The 21,689-nt window shown below is 71.7% G+C and carries 20 protein-coding genes; 8 read left to right on the top strand and 12 right to left on the bottom strand.

Annotated elements, in window-relative coordinates; all coding sequences use genetic code 11:
• Nucleotides 1-5: 5 nt before the first annotated feature.
• Nucleotides 6-1,223, bottom strand: a complete 1,218-nt coding sequence (locus AB3M81_RS02510; protein WP_412902326.1) for a purple acid phosphatase family protein — start codon at nt 1,221-1,223, stop codon at nt 6-8.
• Between the two features lie 69 nt (nt 1,224-1,292).
• Here AB3M81_RS02510 and truA point away from each other — a divergent pair, with 69 nt between their 5' ends.
• The 4 genes from truA (at nt 1,293) to AB3M81_RS02490 (ending at nt 3,607) form a co-directional block, all read left to right on the top strand.
• Entirely contained in the window at nt 1,293-2,081 is a 789-nt protein-coding gene (gene truA, locus AB3M81_RS02505; protein ID WP_412902325.1) for a tRNA pseudouridine(38-40) synthase TruA, read from the top strand.
• Nucleotides 2,081-2,545 (top strand): NUDIX hydrolase, encoded by a 465-nt coding sequence (locus tag AB3M81_RS02500; RefSeq protein WP_412902324.1) that lies wholly within the window; start codon nt 2,081-2,083, stop codon nt 2,543-2,545. Before truA ends, AB3M81_RS02500 begins: the two co-directional genes overlap by 1 nt.
• Before the next feature lie 124 nt (nt 2,546-2,669).
• Nucleotides 2,670-3,035 carry an MmcQ/YjbR family DNA-binding protein gene (locus AB3M81_RS02495; RefSeq protein ID WP_412902323.1) on the top strand — a complete coding sequence of 122 codons (366 nt, stop codon included), beginning with the start codon at nt 2,670-2,672 and terminating at the stop codon, nt 3,033-3,035.
• On the top strand, nt 3,032-3,607 hold the full coding sequence (locus tag AB3M81_RS02490) for a class I SAM-dependent methyltransferase (RefSeq protein ID WP_412902322.1): 576 nt from the start codon (nt 3,032-3,034) through the stop codon (nt 3,605-3,607). The genes AB3M81_RS02495 and AB3M81_RS02490 overlap by 4 nt, the downstream gene beginning before the upstream one ends.
• Here AB3M81_RS02490 and AB3M81_RS02485 read toward each other — a convergent pair.
• The 9 genes from AB3M81_RS02485 to AB3M81_RS02445 all read right to left on the bottom strand — a co-directional run bounded on the left by AB3M81_RS02485 (nt 3,604) and on the right by AB3M81_RS02445 (nt 13,894).
• Complete coding sequence (locus AB3M81_RS02485; RefSeq protein WP_412902321.1) at nt 3,604-4,941, bottom strand: ATP-binding protein; 1,338 nt, start codon at nt 4,939-4,941, stop codon at nt 3,604-3,606. The genes AB3M81_RS02490 and AB3M81_RS02485 overlap by 4 nt on opposite strands.
• Nucleotides 4,942-4,945: 4 nt before the next feature.
• Nucleotides 4,946-5,800: an ABC transporter permease gene (locus AB3M81_RS02480; RefSeq protein WP_412902320.1), complete on the bottom strand. Its 855-nt coding sequence runs from the start codon at nt 5,798-5,800 to the stop codon at nt 4,946-4,948.
• The gene (locus tag AB3M81_RS02475) at nt 5,800-6,744 is read right to left on the bottom strand and encodes an ABC transporter permease (protein WP_412902319.1); all 945 of its coding nucleotides are present in this window, start codon (nt 6,742-6,744) and stop codon (nt 5,800-5,802) included. The genes AB3M81_RS02480 and AB3M81_RS02475 overlap by 1 nt, the downstream gene beginning before the upstream one ends.
• Nucleotides 6,741-7,727 carry an ABC transporter ATP-binding protein gene (locus AB3M81_RS02470; protein ID WP_412902318.1) on the bottom strand — a complete coding sequence of 329 codons (987 nt, stop codon included), beginning with the start codon at nt 7,725-7,727 and terminating at the stop codon, nt 6,741-6,743. Before AB3M81_RS02470 ends, AB3M81_RS02475 begins: the two co-directional genes overlap by 4 nt.
• Nucleotides 7,724-8,707, bottom strand: a complete 984-nt coding sequence (locus tag AB3M81_RS02465) for an ABC transporter ATP-binding protein (RefSeq protein WP_412902317.1) — start codon at nt 8,705-8,707, stop codon at nt 7,724-7,726. The genes AB3M81_RS02470 and AB3M81_RS02465 overlap by 4 nt, the downstream gene beginning before the upstream one ends.
• 26 nt (nt 8,708-8,733) lie before the next feature.
• On the bottom strand, nt 8,734-10,251 hold the full coding sequence (locus AB3M81_RS02460; protein WP_412902316.1) for an ABC transporter substrate-binding protein: 1,518 nt from the start codon (nt 10,249-10,251) through the stop codon (nt 8,734-8,736).
• On the bottom strand, nt 10,248-11,924 hold the full coding sequence (locus AB3M81_RS02455) for a class I adenylate-forming enzyme family protein (protein WP_412902315.1): 1,677 nt from the start codon (nt 11,922-11,924) through the stop codon (nt 10,248-10,250). The genes AB3M81_RS02460 and AB3M81_RS02455 overlap by 4 nt, the downstream gene beginning before the upstream one ends.
• A gap of 1 nt (nt 11,925) precedes the next feature.
• Nucleotides 11,926-13,479: an acyl-CoA carboxylase subunit beta gene (locus AB3M81_RS02450; RefSeq protein WP_412902314.1), complete on the bottom strand. Its 1,554-nt coding sequence runs from the start codon at nt 13,477-13,479 to the stop codon at nt 11,926-11,928.
• A 199-nt stretch (nt 13,480-13,678) separates the two neighbouring features.
• A complete protein-coding gene (locus tag AB3M81_RS02445) occupies nt 13,679-13,894 on the bottom strand; it encodes a biotin/lipoyl-binding carrier protein (RefSeq protein ID WP_412902313.1) in 216 nt (71 codons plus the stop codon).
• Between the two features lie 113 nt (nt 13,895-14,007).
• Here AB3M81_RS02445 and AB3M81_RS02440 point away from each other — a divergent pair, with 113 nt between their 5' ends.
• From AB3M81_RS02440 to AB3M81_RS02430, 3 genes are all read left to right on the top strand, one after another.
• Nucleotides 14,008-14,667, top strand: a complete 660-nt coding sequence (locus tag AB3M81_RS02440) for a TetR/AcrR family transcriptional regulator (protein WP_412902312.1) — start codon at nt 14,008-14,010, stop codon at nt 14,665-14,667.
• 128 nt (nt 14,668-14,795) lie between these two features.
• A complete protein-coding gene (locus AB3M81_RS02435; protein ID WP_412902311.1) occupies nt 14,796-16,454 on the top strand; it encodes an AMP-binding protein in 1,659 nt (552 codons plus the stop codon).
• Nucleotides 16,451-16,951 carry a thioesterase family protein gene (locus AB3M81_RS02430; RefSeq protein WP_412902310.1) on the top strand — a complete coding sequence of 167 codons (501 nt, stop codon included), beginning with the start codon at nt 16,451-16,453 and terminating at the stop codon, nt 16,949-16,951. The genes AB3M81_RS02435 and AB3M81_RS02430 overlap by 4 nt, the downstream gene beginning before the upstream one ends.
• Before the next feature lie 7 nt (nt 16,952-16,958).
• Here AB3M81_RS02430 and AB3M81_RS02425 read toward each other — a convergent pair whose 3' ends face one another.
• Nucleotides 16,959-17,564, bottom strand: a complete 606-nt coding sequence (locus tag AB3M81_RS02425; RefSeq protein ID WP_412902309.1) for a TetR/AcrR family transcriptional regulator — start codon at nt 17,562-17,564, stop codon at nt 16,959-16,961.
• Between the two features lie 86 nt (nt 17,565-17,650).
• Here AB3M81_RS02425 and AB3M81_RS02420 point away from each other — a divergent pair, with 86 nt between their 5' ends.
• Nucleotides 17,651-20,842, top strand: coding sequence for an acetyl-CoA carboxylase family protein (locus AB3M81_RS02420; protein ID WP_412902308.1), 3,192 nt, complete (start codon nt 17,651-17,653; stop codon nt 20,840-20,842).
• Between the two features lie 203 nt (nt 20,843-21,045).
• Here AB3M81_RS02420 and AB3M81_RS02415 read toward each other — a convergent pair whose 3' ends face one another.
• Nucleotides 21,046-21,672, bottom strand: coding sequence for a hypothetical protein (locus AB3M81_RS02415; protein ID WP_412902307.1), 627 nt, complete (start codon nt 21,670-21,672; stop codon nt 21,046-21,048).
• Nucleotides 21,673-21,689: the final 17 nt, after the last annotated feature.

The raw sequence follows: 21,689 nt of genomic DNA, 5'->3' as shown, positions 1-21,689 counted from the left end.
CGGGCTCAGCGCCGCAGCGTGAACAGGTCGAGGGTCCGGCCGACCGCGGTCGCGGGCTTCGCCCCCTTCGCGCGGTGGCTCACGACGGCGCGCAGGCGCAGGGTGGTCGGCGTGATCCTCAGTGCCTGGAAGGTCGAGGTCCGCTCGGCCCACTTCACCCGCCGCGCACCGTTCTCGCGGAAGTCCTTGGCGGAGGTGTCGTAGTACTTGGGACCGCTCACCGAGGTCACGTACGTGACGCCGGCCTTCGTGGCCCGCGCGTACGAGTGGTCGTGACCGGACAGGACCAGGTCCGCGCCGTACTTCTCCAGCGGACCGAGGAACCAGCGCCGGATCTCGGCGTTGTCACGGTCGCCGCGCGCCGCGAACGGGCCTCGGTGCATGAGCACGATGGACCACGCGCGCCGGTTGGTCCGCAGCGAGTCGATGAGGAACGCCCGCTGGCGCTTCAGGTCGGAGCCGAACGAGTCCAGCACGATGATGCGCGCGGGCCCGTGGTCCACCCGGAACCAGGTCCGCCGCTGACCGTCGAAGCCGTTGCTCGCGCCCTGGAAGTACGAGCGGAAGCCGCGTGCGCTCCCCGAGCGGCACGGCCCCGGGACCTTGCACTGCTCGTGGTTGCCGATCGAGGAGATCCAGCTGCGCGACTGCCCCGAGGGCGTGAGCGCGCGGTGCAGGTCGGCCCACTCGCGGCCGACCCAGGGCTTGTTGACGACGTCGCCGGCCTGCAGCATCAGCTCACCCGACGGGTACCGCTTCACGGCCCGGTCGATCGTGCTCTCGGGCACGCCGGCGTTGTCGACCTGCGTGTCGCCGAAGGACAGCAGGGTGAACGGCTCGCCGGCGCGCGGGGCGGTCCGGAACGTGCGCCACGACGAGACCGTCGACCCGCTCACGATCCGGTACCGGTACCGCGTCGAGGGAGTCAGGCCGGACACCCGTGCGACGTACCGGTACTGCGTGCTCCCGGCCGTGCGCTTCGTCGTGCCGGTCTTGCGCACCGCGGGCGAGGTGCGCACGGTCCCGTCCGGCGCGACCGTCACGACACGCTGCCCGGAGGCCGCGCGGGACCGGCTCCACGAGACGTACTGCGACGTGGCCGGCGTCGCGGTCGACGTCAGCAGGATTCGCGTGAACCCCGACGAGGCCGCCACGCCGGAGGGCACCGGCAGCAGCAGGGCCGCCAGCACCATGGTCACCGTCATCGCCACCCGAGACCTCATCCCTCCACGGTAGGTCGATCCGCCCGTTCCGCCTCCCGGGAGCGACGACGCGGCCAGTACCGTGGTCCCGTGCGCATGCGGATCGACCTGGCCTACGACGGAACCGACTTCCGGGGCTGGGCGAGCCAACCCGGCCTCCGCACGGTGCAGGGCGAGCTGGAGACGGCGCTCGGCACGATCCTGCGCCTGCCCGAGCCGCCGCGCGTCACGTGCGCCGGCCGCACGGACGCCGGCGTGCACGCCCGTGGCCAGGTCGCCCACGTCGACGTCGACAGCCACCCCGGCGTGCTCGAGCGGCGCCTGCGCCGGATCGTTCCCGCGGACATCCGCGTCATGCGGGTCACCGAGGCGCCCGAGCACTTCGACGCCCGGTTCGCCGCGATCGAGCGCCGGTACGTCTACCGGATGACCGACCACCCCGCCGGCCCCGACCCGATGCAGCGGCGCATGGTCGCCGCGATGCCGCGCCCGCTCGACGTCGAGCTCATGAACGAGGCCGCGCAGCACCTGCTCGGCGAGCACGACTTCGCCGCGTTCTGCAAGCAGCGCGAGGGCGCCACGACGATCCGCGACCTGCTCACCCTGCGCACCGTCCGCGGCGGCGAGACGATCGCCACGACCGTCCGGGCCGACGCGTTCTGCCACTCGATGGTCCGCTCGCTCATGGGCTGCCTCGTGGCCGTCGGCGAGCGTCGCGAGAAGCCCGAGTTCGCCGCCGAGATCCTCGGGGCGCAGGTGCGCGACCCGCGCGTGAAGGTCATGCCCGCCCACGGCCTCGTGCTGGAGGAGGTCGTCTACCCCGCCGACGACCAGCTCGCCGCCCGGGTCGAGCAGGCGCGCCGCCGCCGGGACGAGTGATGGCCCGCCTCCTCAGCGCGGGCCTGCTGCTGCACCGCGTCCGCGACGGTCGCCGCGAGGTCCTGCTGGGCCACCTCGGCGGGCCCTTCTGGGCGCGCCGCCACGAGCGCGCCTGGTCGATCCCGAAAGGCGTCGTCGAGGAGGGCGAGTCCCCCGAGGACGCCGCCGCCCGCGAGTTCCTCGAGGAGCTGGGCGTGCCCGTTCCCGACGGCCCGTGGCTCGACCTGGGATCGGTGCGCCAGTCGAGGAAGGACGTCCTCGTGTGGGCCGTCGAGGCCGACCTCGACCCCGAGTCCGTCGTGCCCGGCACGTTCGACCTCGAGTGGCCGCCGAACTCCGGCACGATGCAGGCCTTCCCCGAGATCGACCGCGTCGCGTGGTTCGGCCTCGACGAGGCCGCCGAGGCGATCGTCGCGGCCCAGGCCGCCTTCCTCGACCGCCTGCCGCCGCCGGTGGTCGAGTAGCTCGCGAGGAACGAGCGGCGCATCGAGACCACCGCTCGCATCCGCCGCCGGTGGTCGAGTAGCTCGCGAGGAACGAGCGGCGCATCGAGACCACCGTCCGCGATCGGGGGCGTACGGTTGCCCCATGACCTGGGAGGAGATCGAGGCGTTCCTGCTCCAGTTCCCCGACACCGAGGCGAGCCTGTCGTGGGGCATGCCCGGCGTGAAGACGGGCGGGCGCCTGGTCGCGTGGTGGCGAGATCGTGACGACTCGCCCGGATCGGTCGCCGTCAAGGTCGACCGCAGCGAGCTCGAGGCCCTCACCGAGGACCCCGGCACCCCCTACTACTACATCGAGCACTTCCGGAAGGCCGACCTGTCCGCCGTGCTGGTGCGGCCCGACGAGGCCGAGCCGGACGAGCTGCGCGAGCTGCTCACCGAGGCGTGGCTGCTGATGGCCACCCCGACGGTCCGCGAGGCGTGGCTGGTCGAGAACGGCGAGGACGAGTGAGCCACTACTTCGACGCGGCCCCCACGACGAGCGACGAGCGGCGCACGCTCTCGGTCACGGTGTGGGACCGAACGCGCTCCTACGAGACGTCCACGGGCGTCTTCTCGGGCGACCGCCTCGACAAGGCGACGGCGATCCTGCTGGCCGAGAGCACCCCTCCCCCGGCGGGCTCGGTCGTGCTGGACCTCGGCTGCGGCTGGGGACCGATCGCGTGCTCGCTCGCCGAGGCGGGCAGCACCGTCTGGGCGGTGGACGTCAACGAGCGGGCGCTCGAGCTCACCGCTCGCAACGCGGCCGGCCTCGACGTGCACGCGGTGCTGCCGCAGGACGTCCCGGAGGACCTGCGGTTCGACGCGATCTGGTCGAACCCGCCGATCCGCATCGGCAAGGAGGCGCTGCACGAGCTGCTCCTGACGTGGCTGCCGCGGCTGCGCCCGGGCGGCGAGGCGCGCCTCGTCGTGGGCAGGAACCTCGGCGCGGACACGCTGCAGCGCTGGCTCGACGAGCAGGGCTTCCCCACCGAGCGCGTGGCCAGCAGCAAGGGCTTCCGCGTGCTGTCCGTCCGCCGCTAGCGGACCGCCGTGGCGCGCATCCGCTCCACGATGCCGGTGTCGTGCGTGCCGTCGACGAACTCGGGCTCCTCCAGCACGCGCGCGAGGAACGCCAGGTTGCAGCCCGGTCCCTCCACGACGGTCGAGGCGACGGCCTCGCGGGCCCGGACGATGGCCTCGTCGCGCGTCGCCGCGTGGGCGACGATCTTGGCCAGCAGCGGATCGAAGAACGGCGTCACCGTGGTGCCGTCGGCGTAGCCCGCGTCGACCCGGATCCCCTCGCCCTCGGGCATCCGCCACGCGGTGATGACGCCCGGACGCGGCAGGAACCGCTCGGAGTCCTCGGCGTAGAGGCGCAGCTCGACCGCGTGCCCGCTCGGCTCGACGCGGAAGTCCGGGACGGTCGCGTCGCCGAGGGCGATCGCGAGCTGCCACGCCACGAGGTCGACGCCGTGCACGAGCTCGGTGACCGGGTGCTCGACCTGCAGGCGCGTGTTCATCTCCAGGAAGTACGACTCGCCGGAGTCGAGGTCGTGGATGAACTCGATCGTGCCGGCGCCGCGATAGCCGACGGCCTCCGTCAGCGCGGCGGCACGCGCGAGCAGGTCGGCCCGGGCGGTCGCGTCGAGCGCGGGGGACGGGCTCTCCTCCACGACCTTCTGGTGCCGGCGCTGCACGGAGCAGTCGCGCTCGGACAGGGCGATGGCGCGGCCGTCCGGCAGCCCCATGACCTGGACCTCGATGTGGCGCGAGCGCTCGATGAAGCGCTCGACGATGACCCGCGCGTCGCCGAAGACGGACGCGGCGCGTCCCGTCACGGACGTGAAGGCCTGCTCGAGGCCGTCCGCGTCGCGCACGACGGCCATGCCGATGCCGCCGCCACCGGCGACCGCCTTCAGCATGACGGGGTAGCCGGCGCGCTCGGCGGCGTCCCGCGCGGCCTCGAGGGAGTCGACGGCGCCGTCCGACCCCGCGGCGACGGACAGGCCCGCGCGCACGGCGGCGGCCCGGGCGCTGGCCTTGTCCCCCATGAGCTCGATGACGTCCGCGGACGGGCCGACGAACGTCATGCCGGCGGCCTCGACGGCCCGCGCGAACGCGGCGTTCTCGGAGAGGAAGCCGTAGCCGGGGTGGACGAGGTCGGCGCCGGCCGTCCGCGCCGCGGCCACCATCGCCTCGACGCTCGCGAAGTCGCGCGGGCCGTCGAGGCCCACCGCGACGTCCGCCGCGGCGACGTAGGGCAGGTCGGCGTCGACGGCCGGGTGCGCGACGGCGCCCTGGTGGCCGAGCTCGCGCACGGTGCGCAGGACGCGGGCCGCGATCTCGGCCCGGTTGGCGACGAACACGGTGGTCATGGCGTCACTTCCGCTTCGGGTCGAGGAATCGCTGGATCTCGTCGCCGATGATGTTGAAGGAGAACACCGTGGCGGCGATCGCGACGCCGGGGATGAAGATCTGCATCGGCGCCTGGTCGAGGAACGTGTAGGACCGCGAGAGCACGGCGCCCCAGGAGGCCGTCGGGGGCTGCACGCCCAGCTGCAGGAAGCTCAGGCTCGCCTCCGCGATGAGCGCGAAGCCCATCAGGACGGCCACCTGGACCAGCACCGGCTGGATGATGTTCGGCAGCACGTGCGGCAGCATCATGCGCCGGAGCCCGCGGGCGCCGAAGGACTTCGCGGCCTCGATGTACGTCTCGGACCGGATCGCCATCGTCTGGGCCCGGGCGAGCCGCAGGATCGCCGGCGACATCACGATGCCGACCGAGATCATCGCCGTCGTGATGTCCGGGCCCATCGTGGCCGTGATGCCGATGGCCAGGACGATCGCCGGGAACGACATGATCGCGTCGACCACGCGCATCACGAGGAGGTCCGTGGGCCCGCCGAGCCAGCCGGCCGCGATGCCCAGCGGCAGGCCGATCGCGACCGAGATCGCGACGGCGAGCAGCGCGGCGAGGACCGAGACGCGGGTGCCGTGGAGCATCCGGCTCAGCACGTCGCGCCCGAGGTCGTCGGTCCCGAGCCAGTGCTGGCCGCTCATCGGCAGCAGGATGCTGTCGAGGTCCTGCTTGTTGGGGTCGTACGGGGCGATGAAGTTCGCGAACAGCACGACGAGCAGGACGACCAGCAAGATGACGTAGCTCGTCCACACCGAGAGGCGGCCGGCCTTGCGGCGCGTGGTCGTGGACTGGACACGGGTGGCGACAGCGGACATCAGGAGATCCTCGGATCGAGCAGTCGGTACGAGACGTCGACGATGAGGTTCGTCAACAGGACGATCACGGCGGCGACGAAGACGACCGCCTGGATCACGCCGTAGTCGCGCTGGTTCGTGGCCTCGACGGCGAGCGAGCCGATGCCGGACAGGCCGAACACGGCCTCGACGACGACCGCGCCGCCGATGAGGCGCGAGACCTGCAGGCCGATGATCGTGGCGAACGGCAGGCTCGAGTTCTTCAGCGCGTGCTTCCACACGATGCTGCGGGTCGACAGGCCCTTGGCGCGGTGCGTGCGGACGTAGTCCGTCGAGAGGCTCTCGACCATCGCGCTGCGGACCTGGCGGCAGATCTCGGCGCCGCCGACGAGGCCGAGCGCGAGGGCCGGCAGCACCATGCCGCGCAGGGCCTGCGCCGGGTCGTTCTGGAAGCTCACGCCGCCCGGTCCGGGGAACCAGCCGAGCGTCAGCGCGAACACGATGATGAGCATCATGCCGAGCCAGAAGTTCGGGATCGCGATGCCGGCGGTGGCGGCGGTCGTGAGGAACCGGTCGAACGTCGTGTCGACCTTCTGGGCGGCCCAGACGCCGGCCGGCAGGCCGATCACGACGGCCACGAGCAGTGCCATGGTCGTCAGGACGAGCGTGACGGGCAGGCGCTGCATCACGAGCGCGGTGATCGACTCACCGGTCTGGAACGAGGTGCCCAGGTCGCCCGTGAACGCGTTGCCGATCCACGACAGGTACTGGACGAACCACGGCTTGTCGAGGCCCAGCTCCTCGCGGATGCGGGCGAGGTTCTCCGGGGTGGCGTAGTCGCCCGCGATCGCCACGGCGGGGTCGCCGGGGATGAGCCGCTGGAGCAGGAAGACGATCAGCGTCGCCAGGATGAGGGTGGGGATCGCCGAGAGCAGGCAGGTCCCGATGACACGCGCGATCCTCATGATGCGACCGTCCTTCCGAGGCGCTCGCCGTACAGCTCGTCGACGCGGATGCACGCCGAGGAGTGGCCGGGCAGGACCGGCAGCAGCGCAGGCTTCTCCTGGCGGCACTTCTCCTGCGCGAACTGGCAGCGGGTGTTGAAGCGGCAGCCCGGCGGCGGCGCCACGGGGCTGGGGATGTCGCCCTTGAGCACGATGCGGCGCCCGGCGGACGAGTCGTGCACGAGCGGCTGGGCCGAGAGCAGCGCCTCGCTGTACGGGTGCAGGCTCTGGCTCACGAGCGACTCGGTCGTGGCGTTCTCGACGATGTTGCCCAGGTACATGACGCTGATGCGGTCGGCGAGGTAGCTCACGACGGACAGGTCGTGGCTGATGAACAGGATCGTCAGCTCGTACTCGGCCTTGAGGTCCTGCAGCAGGTTGAGGATCTCGGCCTGCAGCGCCACGTCGAGCGCCGCGACGGACTCGTCGCACACGAGGACCTTGGGGTTCGTGACGAGCGCCCGCGCGATGTTCGCGCGCTGCTTCTGGCCGCCGCTGAGCTGGTGCGGGTAGCGGCTGAGCATCTGGCTCGGCAGGCCGACGTCCTCGAGGGCCTTCGCCGCGACCTGCTCGCGCTCGCGCTTGTCGCCGCGTCCCATGACGTCGAGCGGCTCGCGGACGCTCTGCAGGATCGTGCGGCGCGGGTCGAGGGCGCTGTGCGGGTCCTGGAAGACCATCTGCACGGACTCCGAGAACGCGCGGCGCTGCTTGGCGTTGAAGCCCGAGACGTCCTCGCCGCGCCAGCGGACGGTGCCGCCGCTGATGGGCGCCAGGCCCATCGCGGCGCGCGCGACGGTCGACTTGCCCGAGCCGCTCTCGCCGATGAGGCCGAGGGTCTCGCCCTCGCGCAGCTCGAGGCTGACGCCGTCGACGGCGGTGACGTGACGCCGGCGCCCGATCGGGAAGCGGACCGAGACGTCCTCGAGGGACAGCAGCGCGGTCATGAGGCGACTCCTTCGAAGGTGAGCTCGCGGGAGCGGATGCACCGCACCTCGCGGCTGTCGGTCAGGGGCAGCAGCTCCTGCGGGAGCGTGCACTCCTCGGCGGCGAACGGGCAGCGCGGACGGAACACGCAGCCCTCGACGCGGGTGCCCGGAGGCGGGACGCGGCCGGGGATCGTGGCGAGCCGGCCGCCGCGCGACTCCGGCGACGGCAGCGCGGCCAGCAGGCCGGCGGTGTAGGGGTGGCCGGGGGCGGCCAGGACCTCCGCGACGGGACCGCGCTCGACGATCCGGCCCGCGTACATCGTGATCATCCGGTCGCACGTCTCGGACACGACGCCCAGGTCGTGGGTCACGAACAGCACGGCCATGCCGCGCTCCTTCGCGAGCTTCTTGATGAGGTCGAGCAGCTGCGCCTGGATCGTGACGTCGACGGCGGTCGTCGGCTCGTCCGCGATGAGCAGCTTCGGGTCGCACGCGAGCGCGATCGCGATCATGACGCGCTGGCGCATGCCGCCGGAGAGCTCGTGCGGGTAGGCCTTCATGCGCGCCTTGGGGTCGGAGATCCCGACGGCGTCCAGCAGCGCGAGCGACTCCGCGCGCGCGGCCGACTTGTCCATCCCGCGGCGCACGCGCAGCGTCTCGACGAGCTGGTACCCGACGGTGAAGACCGGGTCGAGCGCCGTCATCGGCTCCTGGAACACCATCGCCATCGGGACGTCCCGGCGAGCGGCCTTGCGCTCGCCCTTCTCGTTCCACAGCGGCGTCCCGTCGAGCACCGCCGTGCCCTCGATCCGCGAGCTGCGCGGATCGAGCAGGCCCATCAGGGCCAAGGAGGTGACGGTCTTGCCGGACCCGCTCTCGCCGACGAGACCCACGATCTCGCCCGGTTCGATCGTCAGGTCCACGTCGTACAGCGCCTGGACCTGGTCCTCGTCGTGACCGAAGTGGACCTGCAGGCCCTCGACCGTGAGCAGTGGCATGACCGTCACCTCCTGTTGTCCTCGGCTCAGCCGAGGGTGACCCCGATGAACTTCGGCTTGCCGAGCAGGTTGCCCTCGAAGCCCTTGACGTCGTCGCCGAGGCCGACGAGCGAGTCGCCGAACACGAGCGGCAGCCACGGCGTGTCCGCGAAGACCGCCTCGGCGGCCTCGTCGAGACCGGGCTTGCGCTCCTGCGGCTCGGTCGAGACGTCGGCCTTGTTCAGCGCCTCGTCCAGGCCGGGGGTGCCCTGGTCGGAGGTGTTGAAGTAGCCCTCGCCCGAGAACATCAGGCGGTAGCTCATGGCCGGGTCCGGACGACCGGTCCACTGCGACAGCAGAGCGGGGGCCTTGCGGTCGTTGAAGTAGTCGTTCGTGGCCTGGACGATCTCGAGCGGGCGGATGTTGACGGTGACGCCGACGGCGGCCCACTGCTCCTTGAGGATCTCGGCCACGCGGATCGTGGCGGAGTCGGCGTTGGCGATCATGTCGAACGAGAAGGTCGGCTGGCCGGCCTCCTTGAGCAGCTGCTTGGCCTGGTCCGGGTCGTACTCGGACTTGACCGACGCGGGCGGGGCCGCCCAGTAGTCGCCGCCGGGGACGATGCCGTCGGCGATGACGCCGCGGTCGAAGTAGCCGCTCTTGAGCAGCGCCTCACGGTTGATCGCGAGCGACAGGGCCTTGCGGACCTTCGGGTCCTTGAGCTCCGGCGCGGCCTTGTTCAGGTAGACCTGGTTGAGGTTGACGCGCGGCGACGCGTCGAGCGAGACGTTCGACGCCTTCTCCAGCGAGTCGCTGTCGGACGGGGAGATCTCCATCGCGACGTCCTGCTGCCCCGAGCGCAGCGAGGTCACGCGGGTCTTCGGCTCCGGGATGATGTTGAAGTCGATCGCCGAGACGCGCTCGGCCTTGTCGTCCCAGTAGTCGGCGAACTTCGTCACCTTCAGGACGCTGCCGCGCTTCCACTCCTTGAACTTCCAGCCGCCGGCGCCGACGGGCTTGGTGCTGAGGTCGCCACCGGCGGCCTCGGCGGCCTTGGGCGAGACCATCATGCCGGCGCGGTCGGCCAGCACGAGCAGCAGCGACGCGTCGGCGTCCTTGAGGTGGTACGTGACGGTGTACTCGTCGTCGGCCGTGACCTTCTCGACGGACGCGAGGTCGGCCTGGATGTTCGAGCCCTCGGCCATGGCGCGCTCGGCGTTGAACACGACGGCCTCGGCGTTGAGCGGCTCGCCGTCGTGGAACTTCACGCCCTCACGCAGCTTGAGGGTCAGCTCGGTGGGCGTCTTCTGCTCCCACGACTCGGCCAGGCCGGGCTCGGGCTCGAGGCCCTTCGTGTACGACACGAGCGTGTCGTAGATCGGGTAGAGCAGGACGTGGTCCGTGCCGGCGTTGCCGCGGATCGGGTCCAGCGACGAGGCGTCGGCGGCGGCCGCGACGCGCAGCGCGCGGTCCGAGTCGCCGGATCCGCCACCACCGCCACAGGCGGCCAGCACGGTGAGGAGCGCTGCCGCGGCAGCCGCTCCCCAACGGGATCGAATGGTCATGATGCCTGCCCTTCCGTCCACTGCTTGCGCAGCTTGTACTTCTCGATCTTGTTGGTGGGGGTCCGGGGGATCTGTTCCACCGGGATCACGTCGCGAGGCCACATGAACTTGGGCATGGCGTCGCGACAGTGCTGGTCGATCGCGAGGCGATCGAAGTCGTGGCCGTCCGCGAGCTCGACGAACGCGACGATGTCGTCCTCGTCGCCCTCGGCGCCGGGCACCGCGATGACGGCGGCCAGGGCGATCGAGGGGTGCTGCACGAGCAGCTCCTCGATGTGGAAGCCCGAGATGTTCTCGCCGCGGACGCGGATGCGGTCGCCCATGCGGTCGATGTAGGCGAACACGCCGTCGGCGTCGCGCACGGCGGCGTCACCCGTGTGGAACCACAGGTTGCGCCAGGCCTTCACGGTGGCCTCGGGCTTGGCGAGGTACTCCTCGTGGATGAGCGAGGGCACCCGCGGCCGCATGGCCAGCTGGCCCACGACGCCGTCGGGGCAGACCCGGTCGCGCTCGTCGAGGATGGCGACCTCGAGGAACGGCGTGGGCCGGCCCATGATGCCCTTCGGCAGCGGATCGGCGCCGCGGCGCACGAGCAGGCCGTGCTGCTCGAACACCTCGCGCAGCTGCGCGTGCGTGAGGCCTCGGTAGAGGTCGTCCGGCGTGCCCTCCCCCGGCTCGGTCTGCTCCGTGAGCGTAACGAGCGGGTTGCCGGACTCGGACTGACCGAAGCCCGACGTCACGAAGTCGATGCCGAACCGGACCGCGAAGTCGTGGTGGTTCGCCGGCAGCGGCTGCATGTGGACCTTGTTGAGCGGGTTGCGCCGGTCGTCCGGGGTCGGCTCGGCGTTGAGCAGCCACGGCGTCATGACGTCGAGCAGCACGGCCGTGGTGCAGCCGGTCTCCTTGATGCGACGCCAGAAGTCGTTCGGGCTGAAGCGGTCCCACAGGCTCACCGACGCACCCGTCCACAGGGCCCGCACGACGTTGAAGTGCGCGCCGCCGACGTGGTACATCGGCAGGTCGTTGTAGACGACGTCGTCGGGGGTGAGCGTCTTGCGGCCCACCCAGCAGTAGCCGTTGATCCAGCGGTGCGACTGGACGACGCCCTTCGACGGCCCGGTCGTGCCGGACGTGTAGATGACGTTGGCCGGGTCGTCGAAGGCGACGTGGACGTCGGGACGCTCGGCGGGCTCGGCCAGCTCGGCGAAGGCGCCCTCGTCGAGGCCGTCCAGGACGACGACGCGCGGCGAGCCGCTCAGGCGGTCCGCGACCTGCTCGATCCGGTCGTGGAGCGCACGATCGACGAACAGCGCGACGGGGCGGGTGTCGTTGATCTGGTACGCCAGCAGGTCACCGCTGTACTGGAAGTTGATGGGCGCGTAGACCGCGCCGGCCTTCCACAGCCCGTACATCAGGACGGTCGCGACGAGCGGGTTCGTGGTCAGCAGGCTGACCCGCTGGCCCGGGCCGATGCCCAGGCCGGCGAGGTTGCCGGCGACCCGGTCGGTCAGGGCGCCGAGCTCGGCGTACGTCAGCGTCCGACCCGTCTCGCCGTACACGACCGCCTGGCGGTCGGGGCTCTGCGCGACGTGGTGGTCGAGCGCGTCGACGGCCGTCGGGAAGTCGAACTCCAGCAGCTGCTCGAGCTCGGCGGCCGAGAGGGTGTGCGTCATGTCAGGGCCTCGTTCCGAAGGAGGGCGGGCCCACCAGCTCGGGCAGCACGCGGTACGCGTCGCGCACCCAGCGGGTGAGCACCTCGCGGCTGGTGCGGGGGTCGATGAGGTCCTGCACGCCGTAGCGCTCGGCGGTGCGGAACGGCGAGCGCGCGGCCTCGAGGCGCTGGTGGATCTCGGCCATCATCGCCTCGGGATCGTCCGAGGCCTCGAGATCGGCGCGGTACGCCGCCTCGACGCCACCCTCGACGGGCAGCGAGCCCCAGTCGCCCGAGGGCCACGCCCACTGGCGGTTGTAGCGGTGCCGGTTGATCTGGCCGGCGCCGCCGACGCCGAAGACGCGGCGGACGATGATCTCGGCCATGGGCACGCGCGCCTGGTAGGCCGCGACGACGGCCCGGGCGCCGCGCCGGATCGACGCCGTCTTCTCGGCCTGCAGGCCGATCATCATCCCGGCCTGGTCGGTGAGGCTGACGATCGGCAGGTGGAACGTCTCGCACAGGTCGATGAGGCGCGTCAGCGCGTCCGCGCCGTTCGGCGTCATCGTGGCGCCCTTGTAGGGGTCTGTCGCGACGACGCCGACCGGGTGGCCGTCGAGGCGGGCCAGGCCCGTGTAGACCGAGGCGCCGTAGCCGGCGTACTCGAAGTTCGAGCCGGCGTCGAAGATCGCGTCGAGGATCGTGCGCAGCCGGTAGGGCTGGCGGCGGTTGCGCGGCACGACGTCCGCCAGGCCCTCGCTCGACGCGGCGGGCTCGGCGGCGGCCACGACCGGCGGCAGCTCGTGGACGCTGGACGGCAGGTAGGACAGGAAGTCGCGGACGGCCTGCAGCGCGGACTTCTCGTCGGGCACGATGCGGTCGATCGCGCCGCTGCGGCGGTGGACGTCGGCGCCGCCGAGCTCCTCCTTCGTCAGCTGCTCACCCGTCGCGTGCTTCACGACCGGCGGGCCGGCGACGAACATCTGCGCGACCTGCTCGATGAGGACGCTGAAGTGGCTCATCGCGACCCGGCCCGCGCCGAGGCCCGCGACCGGGCCCATGCAGGCGGCGACGACGGGGACGATCGAGAGGTTGTCGACGACGGCGTCCCAGCCCGGGTTCGCCGGCACGTACGTGTAGCCGGCGTCCTCGACCATGCGGACGCTGCCGCCACCGCCGGTGCCCTCGACGAGGCGCACGAGCGGGACGCGCATGGCGCCGGCCATGCGCTCGGAGTCGACCTGCTTGGCCATGATCGAGGCGTCCGCAGCACCGCCGCGGATCGTGAAGTCGTCCGCGCCGAGCGCGACGCGGCGGCCGTCGATCGAGCCCAGGCCGAAGACGAAGTTGGCGGGCATGACGCTCACGGCTGCGCCGTCGGCGTCGTAGGTGGCGAAGCCGGCGAGGGCGCCGACCTCCTCGAAGCTGTCCGCGTCGAGCAGGTCGGTGATGCGCTCGCGGACCGTGCTGCGGCCGGCCTCGTGCTGGCGGCGGATCTTCTCCTCGCCGCCCAGCAGCTCCGCGAGGCGGCGACGGCGCTCGATCTCCTCGATCTCGGCGGACCAGACGTGGCTCACGGGTGTCCCTTCGTCGTTCGGCTGGCCCGGATGGGCCGGTGGGGCGCGAGACCTAAGCACTCGCTTAGGTCGAGCGCTATGACCGTAGGTGATCGCGGTCACATGACGCAAGGGTTTTCTGAATCCAATTTCACGTTCACAAAAATTACCGCCCGGTACCCCTGATCGGGGCCCGGGCGGCACGGGGGAAATCGTCGGGTCAATCGGCCAGGCGCGCGACGACCGCGCCCTCCTCGACCATCTCACCCTCCGAAACCAGCACTTCCGTCACCTCGCCGGCGCGCGGGGCGACGACCGGGATCTCCATCTTCATGGACTCGAGGACGACCAGCGACTGGCCCTCCTCGACGCGGTCGCCGGGCGCGACCTCGAGCTTGAACACCGACGCCGTCAGTTCGGCTCGCACATCAGACATGACACGACCTCTCGCTTGCTTGGGTGAATGGACCCATACCTAAGCACATGCTTATGCTGTCGTCACAGGGACGAATCGCACTGAGAGCGGTTCGGTGGATGACGGAGCACCCAGTGACCGAGACCGAAAGCCCGCCGTCCTCGCGGTATCTCATCGATCGCGAGTACGCCGAGCGGCGGATCGCCGAGTTCTGGGACCAGCGCGCCACGGGCGCCTCGCGGCGCATCCTGTGCGGGGCGACGCTGGCCTTCGCCGACCTGGGCTACCACGGCGCCTCGACGCGCGAGATCGCCAACCGGTCGGGCATGTCCCCCGCGGCCGTCTACATCCACTTCGACTCCAAGCAGGACCTGTTCCACCGCATCGCGATCGAGGGGCACCGGCTGTCGACGGGCTCCTTCAGCGAGCCCGCCCGTCAGGGCGCCGACCCCGTCACCCAGCTGCGCCTGGGCATCGCGTCGTTCGCCTCGTTCAACGCCGAGTGGAACCTGCTGTCGCGCTCGATCGAGTACGAGATCCGCCTGCACCGGGGACCCGAGTTCGCCGACGTGTGGGCCCTGCGGCGCGGGATCGACGAGCACGTCCTGGAGATCCTGCGGGCCGGCGTGGCCGAGGGCAGCTTCCGCATCGCGGACCTCGACTGGGCCAAGATCACCCTGCTGTCGACGTGCATCGACGTCGCCCGCTGGTACCGCCACGGATCCTCGCGCACGCCGCTCTCGATCGGCTTCCAGTACGCCGACCTGGCCATGACGCTGGTCGGCGCGCAGTGAGCGACGGCTTCGCCGAGGGCTGTTGACACCAACGTCAAGGTCGGCTTCACTGGTTGACACTCACGTCAATGAGACGCCCGTCACGTCCTGACGGGCGATTCCCCGACCCCCCCGGAGGCGCGCGCTTCATGACCAGCCACAAGACCCTCGACGAGTACGTGACCGACGTCCGCCGCCTGCAGGCGGCGCTGCGTCCCGCGGGGATCCCCGACGAGCCGCAGTACCCGGCCGGCCGGATCACGGTTCCGGCGCACGTCTCGCACTGGGCGGCTGAGCGACCCGACCAGCTCGCCCTTGCCATGGGCGACACCCGCTTCACCTACCCCGAGCTGGACGAGGCCCACCGCCGCGTCGCGACTTGGATGTCGCAGCACGGCGTCGGCCGCGGCGACCGCGTCGCGATCTACCTGGGCAACTCGACCGAGTTCGTCATCGCGTTCCTGGCGATCCTGCGACTGGGCGCCGTCCACGTCCCGGTCAACCCGATGTTCCAGCCGGCCGAGCTGGCCTACGAGCTGCTCGACAGCGAGCCGGTGCTCGTCGTCACGAACAGCGCCCTGGCGCCCGTCCTCGAGGCCTGCGCCGACCGCGTGCCCGAGCTGCCCGTCCTGCTGGTCGACGGCACCGGCGAGTTCGGCTGGGACGGCGCCACCTCGGCCGAGCCGTACGCCGGCGACGACGGCGACCTCGACTCGCTCGCCGCCCTCAACTACACCGGCGGCACGACCGGCATGCCGAAGGGCTGCCAGCACACGCAGGGCCACATGCTCTACACCGTCGCCAGCGCCGCGACCGCCACCCGCATGCCGAGCGACGGCAGCTACGTGTCGCTGTGCTACCTGCCGATCTTCTGGATCGCCGGCGAGGACCTGGGCATCCTGATCCCCTTCGTCCTGGGCGGCACGAGCTTCCTGATGCCGCGCTGGAACGCGGCCGAGGTCGTCGACACGATCGAGCGCGAGCGCGTGACGCTGATGACCGGCACCGTCGAGAACTACCTCGAGCTCATGGAGACGCAGGACCTCGCGAGCCGCGACCTGAGCTCGCTGCAGGACCCGCAGGCCGTGTCCTTCATCCGCAAGATGACGCCGGAGGTGCGCCGCCGCTGGGCCGAGCTCGTCCCCGGCTCGGTGCTGCGCGAGTCGTCCTACGGCATGACCGAGACCCACACGATCGACTGCGTGCCGTACGGCTTCGCCGAGAACGACTTCGATCTGCTGTCCGAACCGGTCTTCTGCGGCGTCCCCGTTCCCGGCACCGACATCGCGATCGTCGAGCTGGGCACCCAGAACCCCGTCTCCCTGGGCGAGGTCGGCGAGATCATCGTGCGCAGCCCCTCCGTCACGGACGGCTACTGGCGCAACGAGCAGGCCACGCGCGAGCAGCTCGTGGACGGCTGGATCCACACGGGCGACAACGGCCGCATCGACGAGCAGGGCTTCCTGCACTACCTGGGCCGCCGCAAGGAGATGATCAAGGTCAACGGCATGAGCGTCTTCCCGGCCGACGTCGAGATGCTGCTGGCCCAGCACCCCGCCGTCGACTCCGTCGCCGTCGTGCCCACCGACGATCCGTCGACGGGCCAGCGCCCGGTCGCCTTCGTCGTCCCGCGCGCCGACTCCTCCGTCACCTCCGAGGAGCTCGTGACGTGGGCCCGCGCCAACATGGCGCCCTACAAGGTGCCGCTGGTCAAGGTGCTCGGCTCGCTGCCGCTGACCGCGACGGGCAAGGTCCGCAAGAACGAGCTCGCGGACGACGCCGCCGCGCTGGCCGAGTCGGCGCGATGAGCCTGCCCTCGCTCGAGCAGGTCGACCAGCTCGGCACGCTCGCCACGACGACGGTCTCGGCCCAGTACCAGGACCTGAACGGCCACGTGAGCGTGCGCGGCCACTACAACCTGCACATGGACGCGGCCGAGCAGGCGTTCGGGCAGGTCCTCGGCGTCGACGAGACGTACCTCGAGCGCACGGGCCAGAGCTCGTTCAGCGTCGCGCACCACGTGCTGTTCCACAGCGAGATCCACGTGGGCGACGAGATGTCGCTGCACCTGCGCTTCCTCGACCGGGGCGACAAGACGATCCACGCCGTGACCGTCCTGACGAACCGGACGACCGGACGGGTGGCCAGCACGCTGGAGTTCATCGAGGCGTACGTCGACCTGACGGCGCGCCGCGCGACCTCGATCGCGCCCGAGCTGGCCGAGCGGATCGACCAGCACGTCGCGCGCCATCAGGCGCTGACGTGGACGCTGCCCGCGAGCGAGCGACTCGGCGTCCGTCGCTGACGTGCGACTAGCGGCCGAGGCACGCCATCCAGATGCGGTGCATCTCCTCGATGGCGGCCTCGGTCGTGATCGCGCCGGAGACCACGAGCGGCGCGTACCGGTCGTTCATCCCGGCGCCCATCATGCCCAGCGCCTCGGGGTCCGCGACCGGCTCCACGTGCCCGGCACGCGCCTGCTGGCTGACGTAGGCGGCGGTCCGGTGGACGGCCTCGCGCTGGATCTCGAGCCACAGGTCGCGGATCTCCTCGTCACCGACGGCCTGGTGGTTGAGGACGGTCATGAGGGCGAGGTTCTCGACCGTGGCCTCGAGCGTCGTGGCGATCGTGCGGCGCAGGACGTCCTCGACGTCGTCGCGGTCGACGCCCGTCAGGGCCTGGGCCCGGACGAACCGGTCGCGGACCTGCTCGGCCAGGACGGCGAACACCTGCTCCTTCGAGGCGAAGTACACGTAGAAGGTGGCGCGGCTGACGCCGGCCCGCCGGGTGATCTCCGCGATCGTCGTCGCGCCGTAGCCGAGCTCCTCGAAGGCCGCGCGCGCCGCGGTCACCAGCTCGCGGCGCCGCTCGGCGTCCGCCCGATCGTGGTCCTCGCGGACCGACCAGCCCTGTGTCATGCGGGCCAGCCTAGCGAGACCGTTGACACCCCTGTCAACAGTTGCGAGGATGGTCGTTGACACTCATGTCAATCCCAGGAGAGCCCATGAAGGTCCTGATCGCGAACCGCGGCGAGATCGCCGCCCGCATCGACCGCGCCGTCCAGGCGCTCGGATGGACGGCCCAGCACGTCCACACCGTCGAGGAGGCGGCCACCGCCGCGCCGGGCAGCATCGCCCTGCCCACAACCGGTGTCGCGGGCTACCTCGACGTGGCGGCGATCGTCGCCGCGGCCGTCGACAGCGGCGCCGACCTCGTCCACCCCGGCTACGGCTTCCTGAGCGAGAGCGCCGAGCTGGCCCGCGCGGCCGCCGAGGCCGGCCTCACCTTCGTCGGTCCCTCCCCCGACACCCTCAGCCTCTTCAGCGACAAGGGCAGCGCCCGCGACCATGCCCTGCAGCAGGGCGTCCCCGTGCTCGACGCGACCGGCCGCGACGCCTCGCTCGACGAGGTCGTGGCACTGCTGGAGCGCCACCCCGGCGGCATCATGATCAAGGCCGTCTCGGGCGGTGGCGGCCGCGGCATGCGCCCCGTCACCGACCTGGCCGACGTCGCCGAGGCCTACGACCGCTGCCGCTCCGAGGCGGAGCGCGCGTTCGGCCACGGCGCCGTCTACGCCGAGCGGCTCATGGGCGCCGCGAAGCACATCGAGGTCCAGGTGCTGGGCGACGGGACCGGTCACGTCGTCACCCTCGGCGAGCGCGAGTGCTCGGTCCAGCGCCGCCACCAGAAGGTCGTCGAGACCGCCCCCAGCCCGTCGCTGGAGGACGCGCACCGTGAGCGCCTCTACGCGTGGGCGAAGGCGCTCACCGCGCCGCTGGAGTACCGCGGCCTCGCGACGGTCGAGTTCCTGGTCAACGCCGAGCAGCTGCGCCGCGGTGGGCCGCTCGACGCCGTGTTCATCGAGGTCAACCCGCGCCTGCAGGTCGAGCACACCGTGACCGAGGAGGTCACCGGAGCGGACCTCGTCCAGGCCCAGCTGCTCGTCGCGGCGGGCCGCCGGCTGCAGGACGTGGGGCTCGCCGACGACGTGCTCCCCCGCCCCGGGACGTTCGCGATCCAGTCGCGCGTCAACGCCGAGGAGGTCGTCGGCGGCACGGTCGTGTCGACCACCGGCACGGTCACCGGCGTGACGTGGCCGGCCGGCGTGCGGGTCGACAGCGGCATCGAGCCCGGCACCGTCGTCGACGGCACGTTCGACTCCCTGCTCGCGAAGGTCATCACCGTCACCGAGGGCGACCACGCCGCCGCGTGCGACGCCGCCGTCGCCGCGATCGAGGAGCTGCGCATCGACGGCGTCGCCACCAACGCCGCGCTGCTGCGCGACATCCTGTCCGCCGAGGTCGTCCGCCGCGGCGACGTCACGACGGCCTGGCTCGACGAGCGCCTCGCCCGCTGGGCCGAGCAGGAGGGTCCCGCCGACGACTCCGGCGAGGTCCGCTCGGTCATGAACGGCACGGTCATCGCCGTCTCGGCCAAGCCGGGCGACCCCGTCGGCCCGCGCACCGGGCTGCTGACGCTCGAGTCGATGAAGATGGAGCACCCCGTCACCACGGGCTTCCCCGGCACCGTGACCGAGCTGCTGGTGTCCGTCGGCGACCAGGTCGCCGCCGGTCAGATCGTGGCCGTCGTGCGCCCGGACGACAGCGTCGAGCACGAGCTCGGCGAGGACGCCGCCACGGACCTCGACCACATCCGTCCCGACCTCGCCGAGGTCCACGAGCGGCTCGCGATGACGCGCGACGCCGCCCGTCCCGAGGCCGTCGCCAAGCGTCACGCCCGCGGCCACCTGACGGCGCGCGAGTGGATCGACGAGCTCGTCGACGAGGGCACGTTCGTCGAGTACGGCGCGCTGACCGTCGCGGCCCAGCGCGGCCGCCGCTCGCTCGACGACCTCATCGCCAACACCCCCGCCGACGGCATCGTCACCGGCGTCGGCACGATCAACGGCGACGGCTCGCCCACGACGAACCGCTGTGCCGTGCTGGCCTACGACTACACCGTGCTCGCCGGCACGCAGGGCTACTTCAACCACAAGAAGACCGACCGGGTCCTGCAGGTCGCCCGCGAGCACACCCTGCCCGTGGTGCTGTTCGCCGAGGGCGGCGGCGGTCGTCCCGGCGACACCGACACCGAGCACCTGCTCGCGGCCGGCCTGACCGTCACGACGTTCTCGGCGATGGGCGCGCTCAGCGGCGTCGTCCCGACCGTCGGCATCGTGACGGGACGCTGCTTCGCCGGCAACGCCGCCCTGCTCGGGTGCTGCGACGTCATCATCGGCACCGAGGACGCGAACCTCGGCATGGCCGGGCCCGCGATGATCGAGGGCGGCGGCCTGGGCGTCTTCACGCCCGAGCAGATCGGCCCCATGTCGGTCCAGGGCCCGAACGGCGTGGTCGACATCGTCGTCGCGGACGACGCCGAGGCGATCGCGACCGCCCAGCGCTACCTGTCCTACTTCCAGGGTGGCCGGGCCGAGTGGACCGCCGACGACCAGCGCCGCCTGCGCCACGTCATCGGCGAGAACCGCAAGCAGGTCTACGACATCCGCGAGGTCATCGACTCGCTCGTCGACACCGACAGCGTGCTCGAGCTGCGCCGCGAGTTCGGCGTCGGCGCGATCACCGCGCTCGTGCGGATCGAGGGCCGTCCCTACGGCCTCGTCGCGAACAACCCCGTGCACCTGGGTGGCGCGATCGACGCCGACGCGGCCGACAAGATGGCCCGGTTCCTGCAGCTGTGCGACGCGCACGGGCTGCCGGTCGTCTCGCTGTGCGACACCCCCGGCTTCATGGTCGGGCCCGAGTCCGAGCAGACCGCCACGGTCCGCCACTTCAGCCGGCTGTTCGTCATCGCGGCGCACCTGAAGGTGCCGATGACGACGATCGTGCTGCGCAAGGCGTACGGCCTGGGCGCGCAGGCCATGGCGGCGGGCGGCTTCGCCCAGACCACGGCGACGCTCGCCTGGCCCACGGGCGAGATCGGCGGCATGGGGCTCGAGGGCGCCGTGCGGCTCGGCTTCGCCAAGGAGCTCGCCGCGATCGAGGACGAGCAGGCGCGCGCCGAGCGCTACGAGGAGCTCGTCGCCCAGCACTACGAGGCCGGCAAGGCGCTCAACGCGGCGATGAAGCTCGAGCTCGACGAGGTCATCGACCCCGCCGACACGCGGCGCTGGATCGTCGCCACCCTCGGCGGCTGGTCCGGCGAGGGCTCGCACCGCTACGTCGACACCTGGTGAGGTGACTGAGCGGTGGTCTCGATACGCCGCTCCTTCGTCGCGAGCTACTCGACCACCGGGTTCCGGTGATCGAGTGCCGGCGAGCGCAGCGAGACGGCGTATCGAGATCACACCTGACCTGGCTCCGATCCGACCCTCCCTCGCGAGCTACTCGACCACCGGTGATCGATTGCCGGCGAGCGCAGCGAGACGGCGTATCGAGATCACGCCTCCGGCAGCGACCGCTCGATCGTCGTGACGACGCTCGTCACGGACGGTCGCGCGGGCGTGCTGGAGAAGCCGAACCGGCACGGCGGGTCGACGGGAGCCAGCTCCCCGAGCTCGGTCCCCCGCCACGTCCCGGAGATCGCCTCCACGGAAACGACCGACGTCGCGCCGTACCACTCGCGGCGGTCGTTGCCGGCCGTGCCCTTCGTCCGCACTCCTCGCATGACGACGCGCGCGACGGGGTCGATCGCGCCGCACCACGCGGGCGCGGTGGCGACCCGTGAGGGCACCAGCCCCAGCAGCACGCCGAGCGGCGTCCGGCCGCCCACCACCATCCGCAGCGACAGCGACGGTGTCGTCACCTGCCACCCGTCGGCGGTGTCGGTGACGGACACGGGCTCGATGACGTGCTCGTCGAACGTGTAGGTCGCCGCGACGAACCCCCGCACGCGCTCGTCCGGCGCCAGCAGCACACGATGGCCGCTCGCGTCCTCGATCATCACGTCCGCGAACGAGCCCCACGGCGAGGCGTCCCACCGACCGACGACGACGCGGATCCCGCTCGTGCTGCCGACTCCGGCGATGCGGCCGGTGAAGCGCTCCCTGATCCGGCCGGCCCTCACGGCTCCATCCTGCCCGG

The organism is Aeromicrobium jepli (assembly GCF_047246605.1).
GTDB lineage: Bacteria > Actinomycetota > Actinomycetes > Propionibacteriales > Nocardioidaceae > Aeromicrobium.
This window is presented reverse-complemented; position numbering and strand designations above follow the sequence as displayed.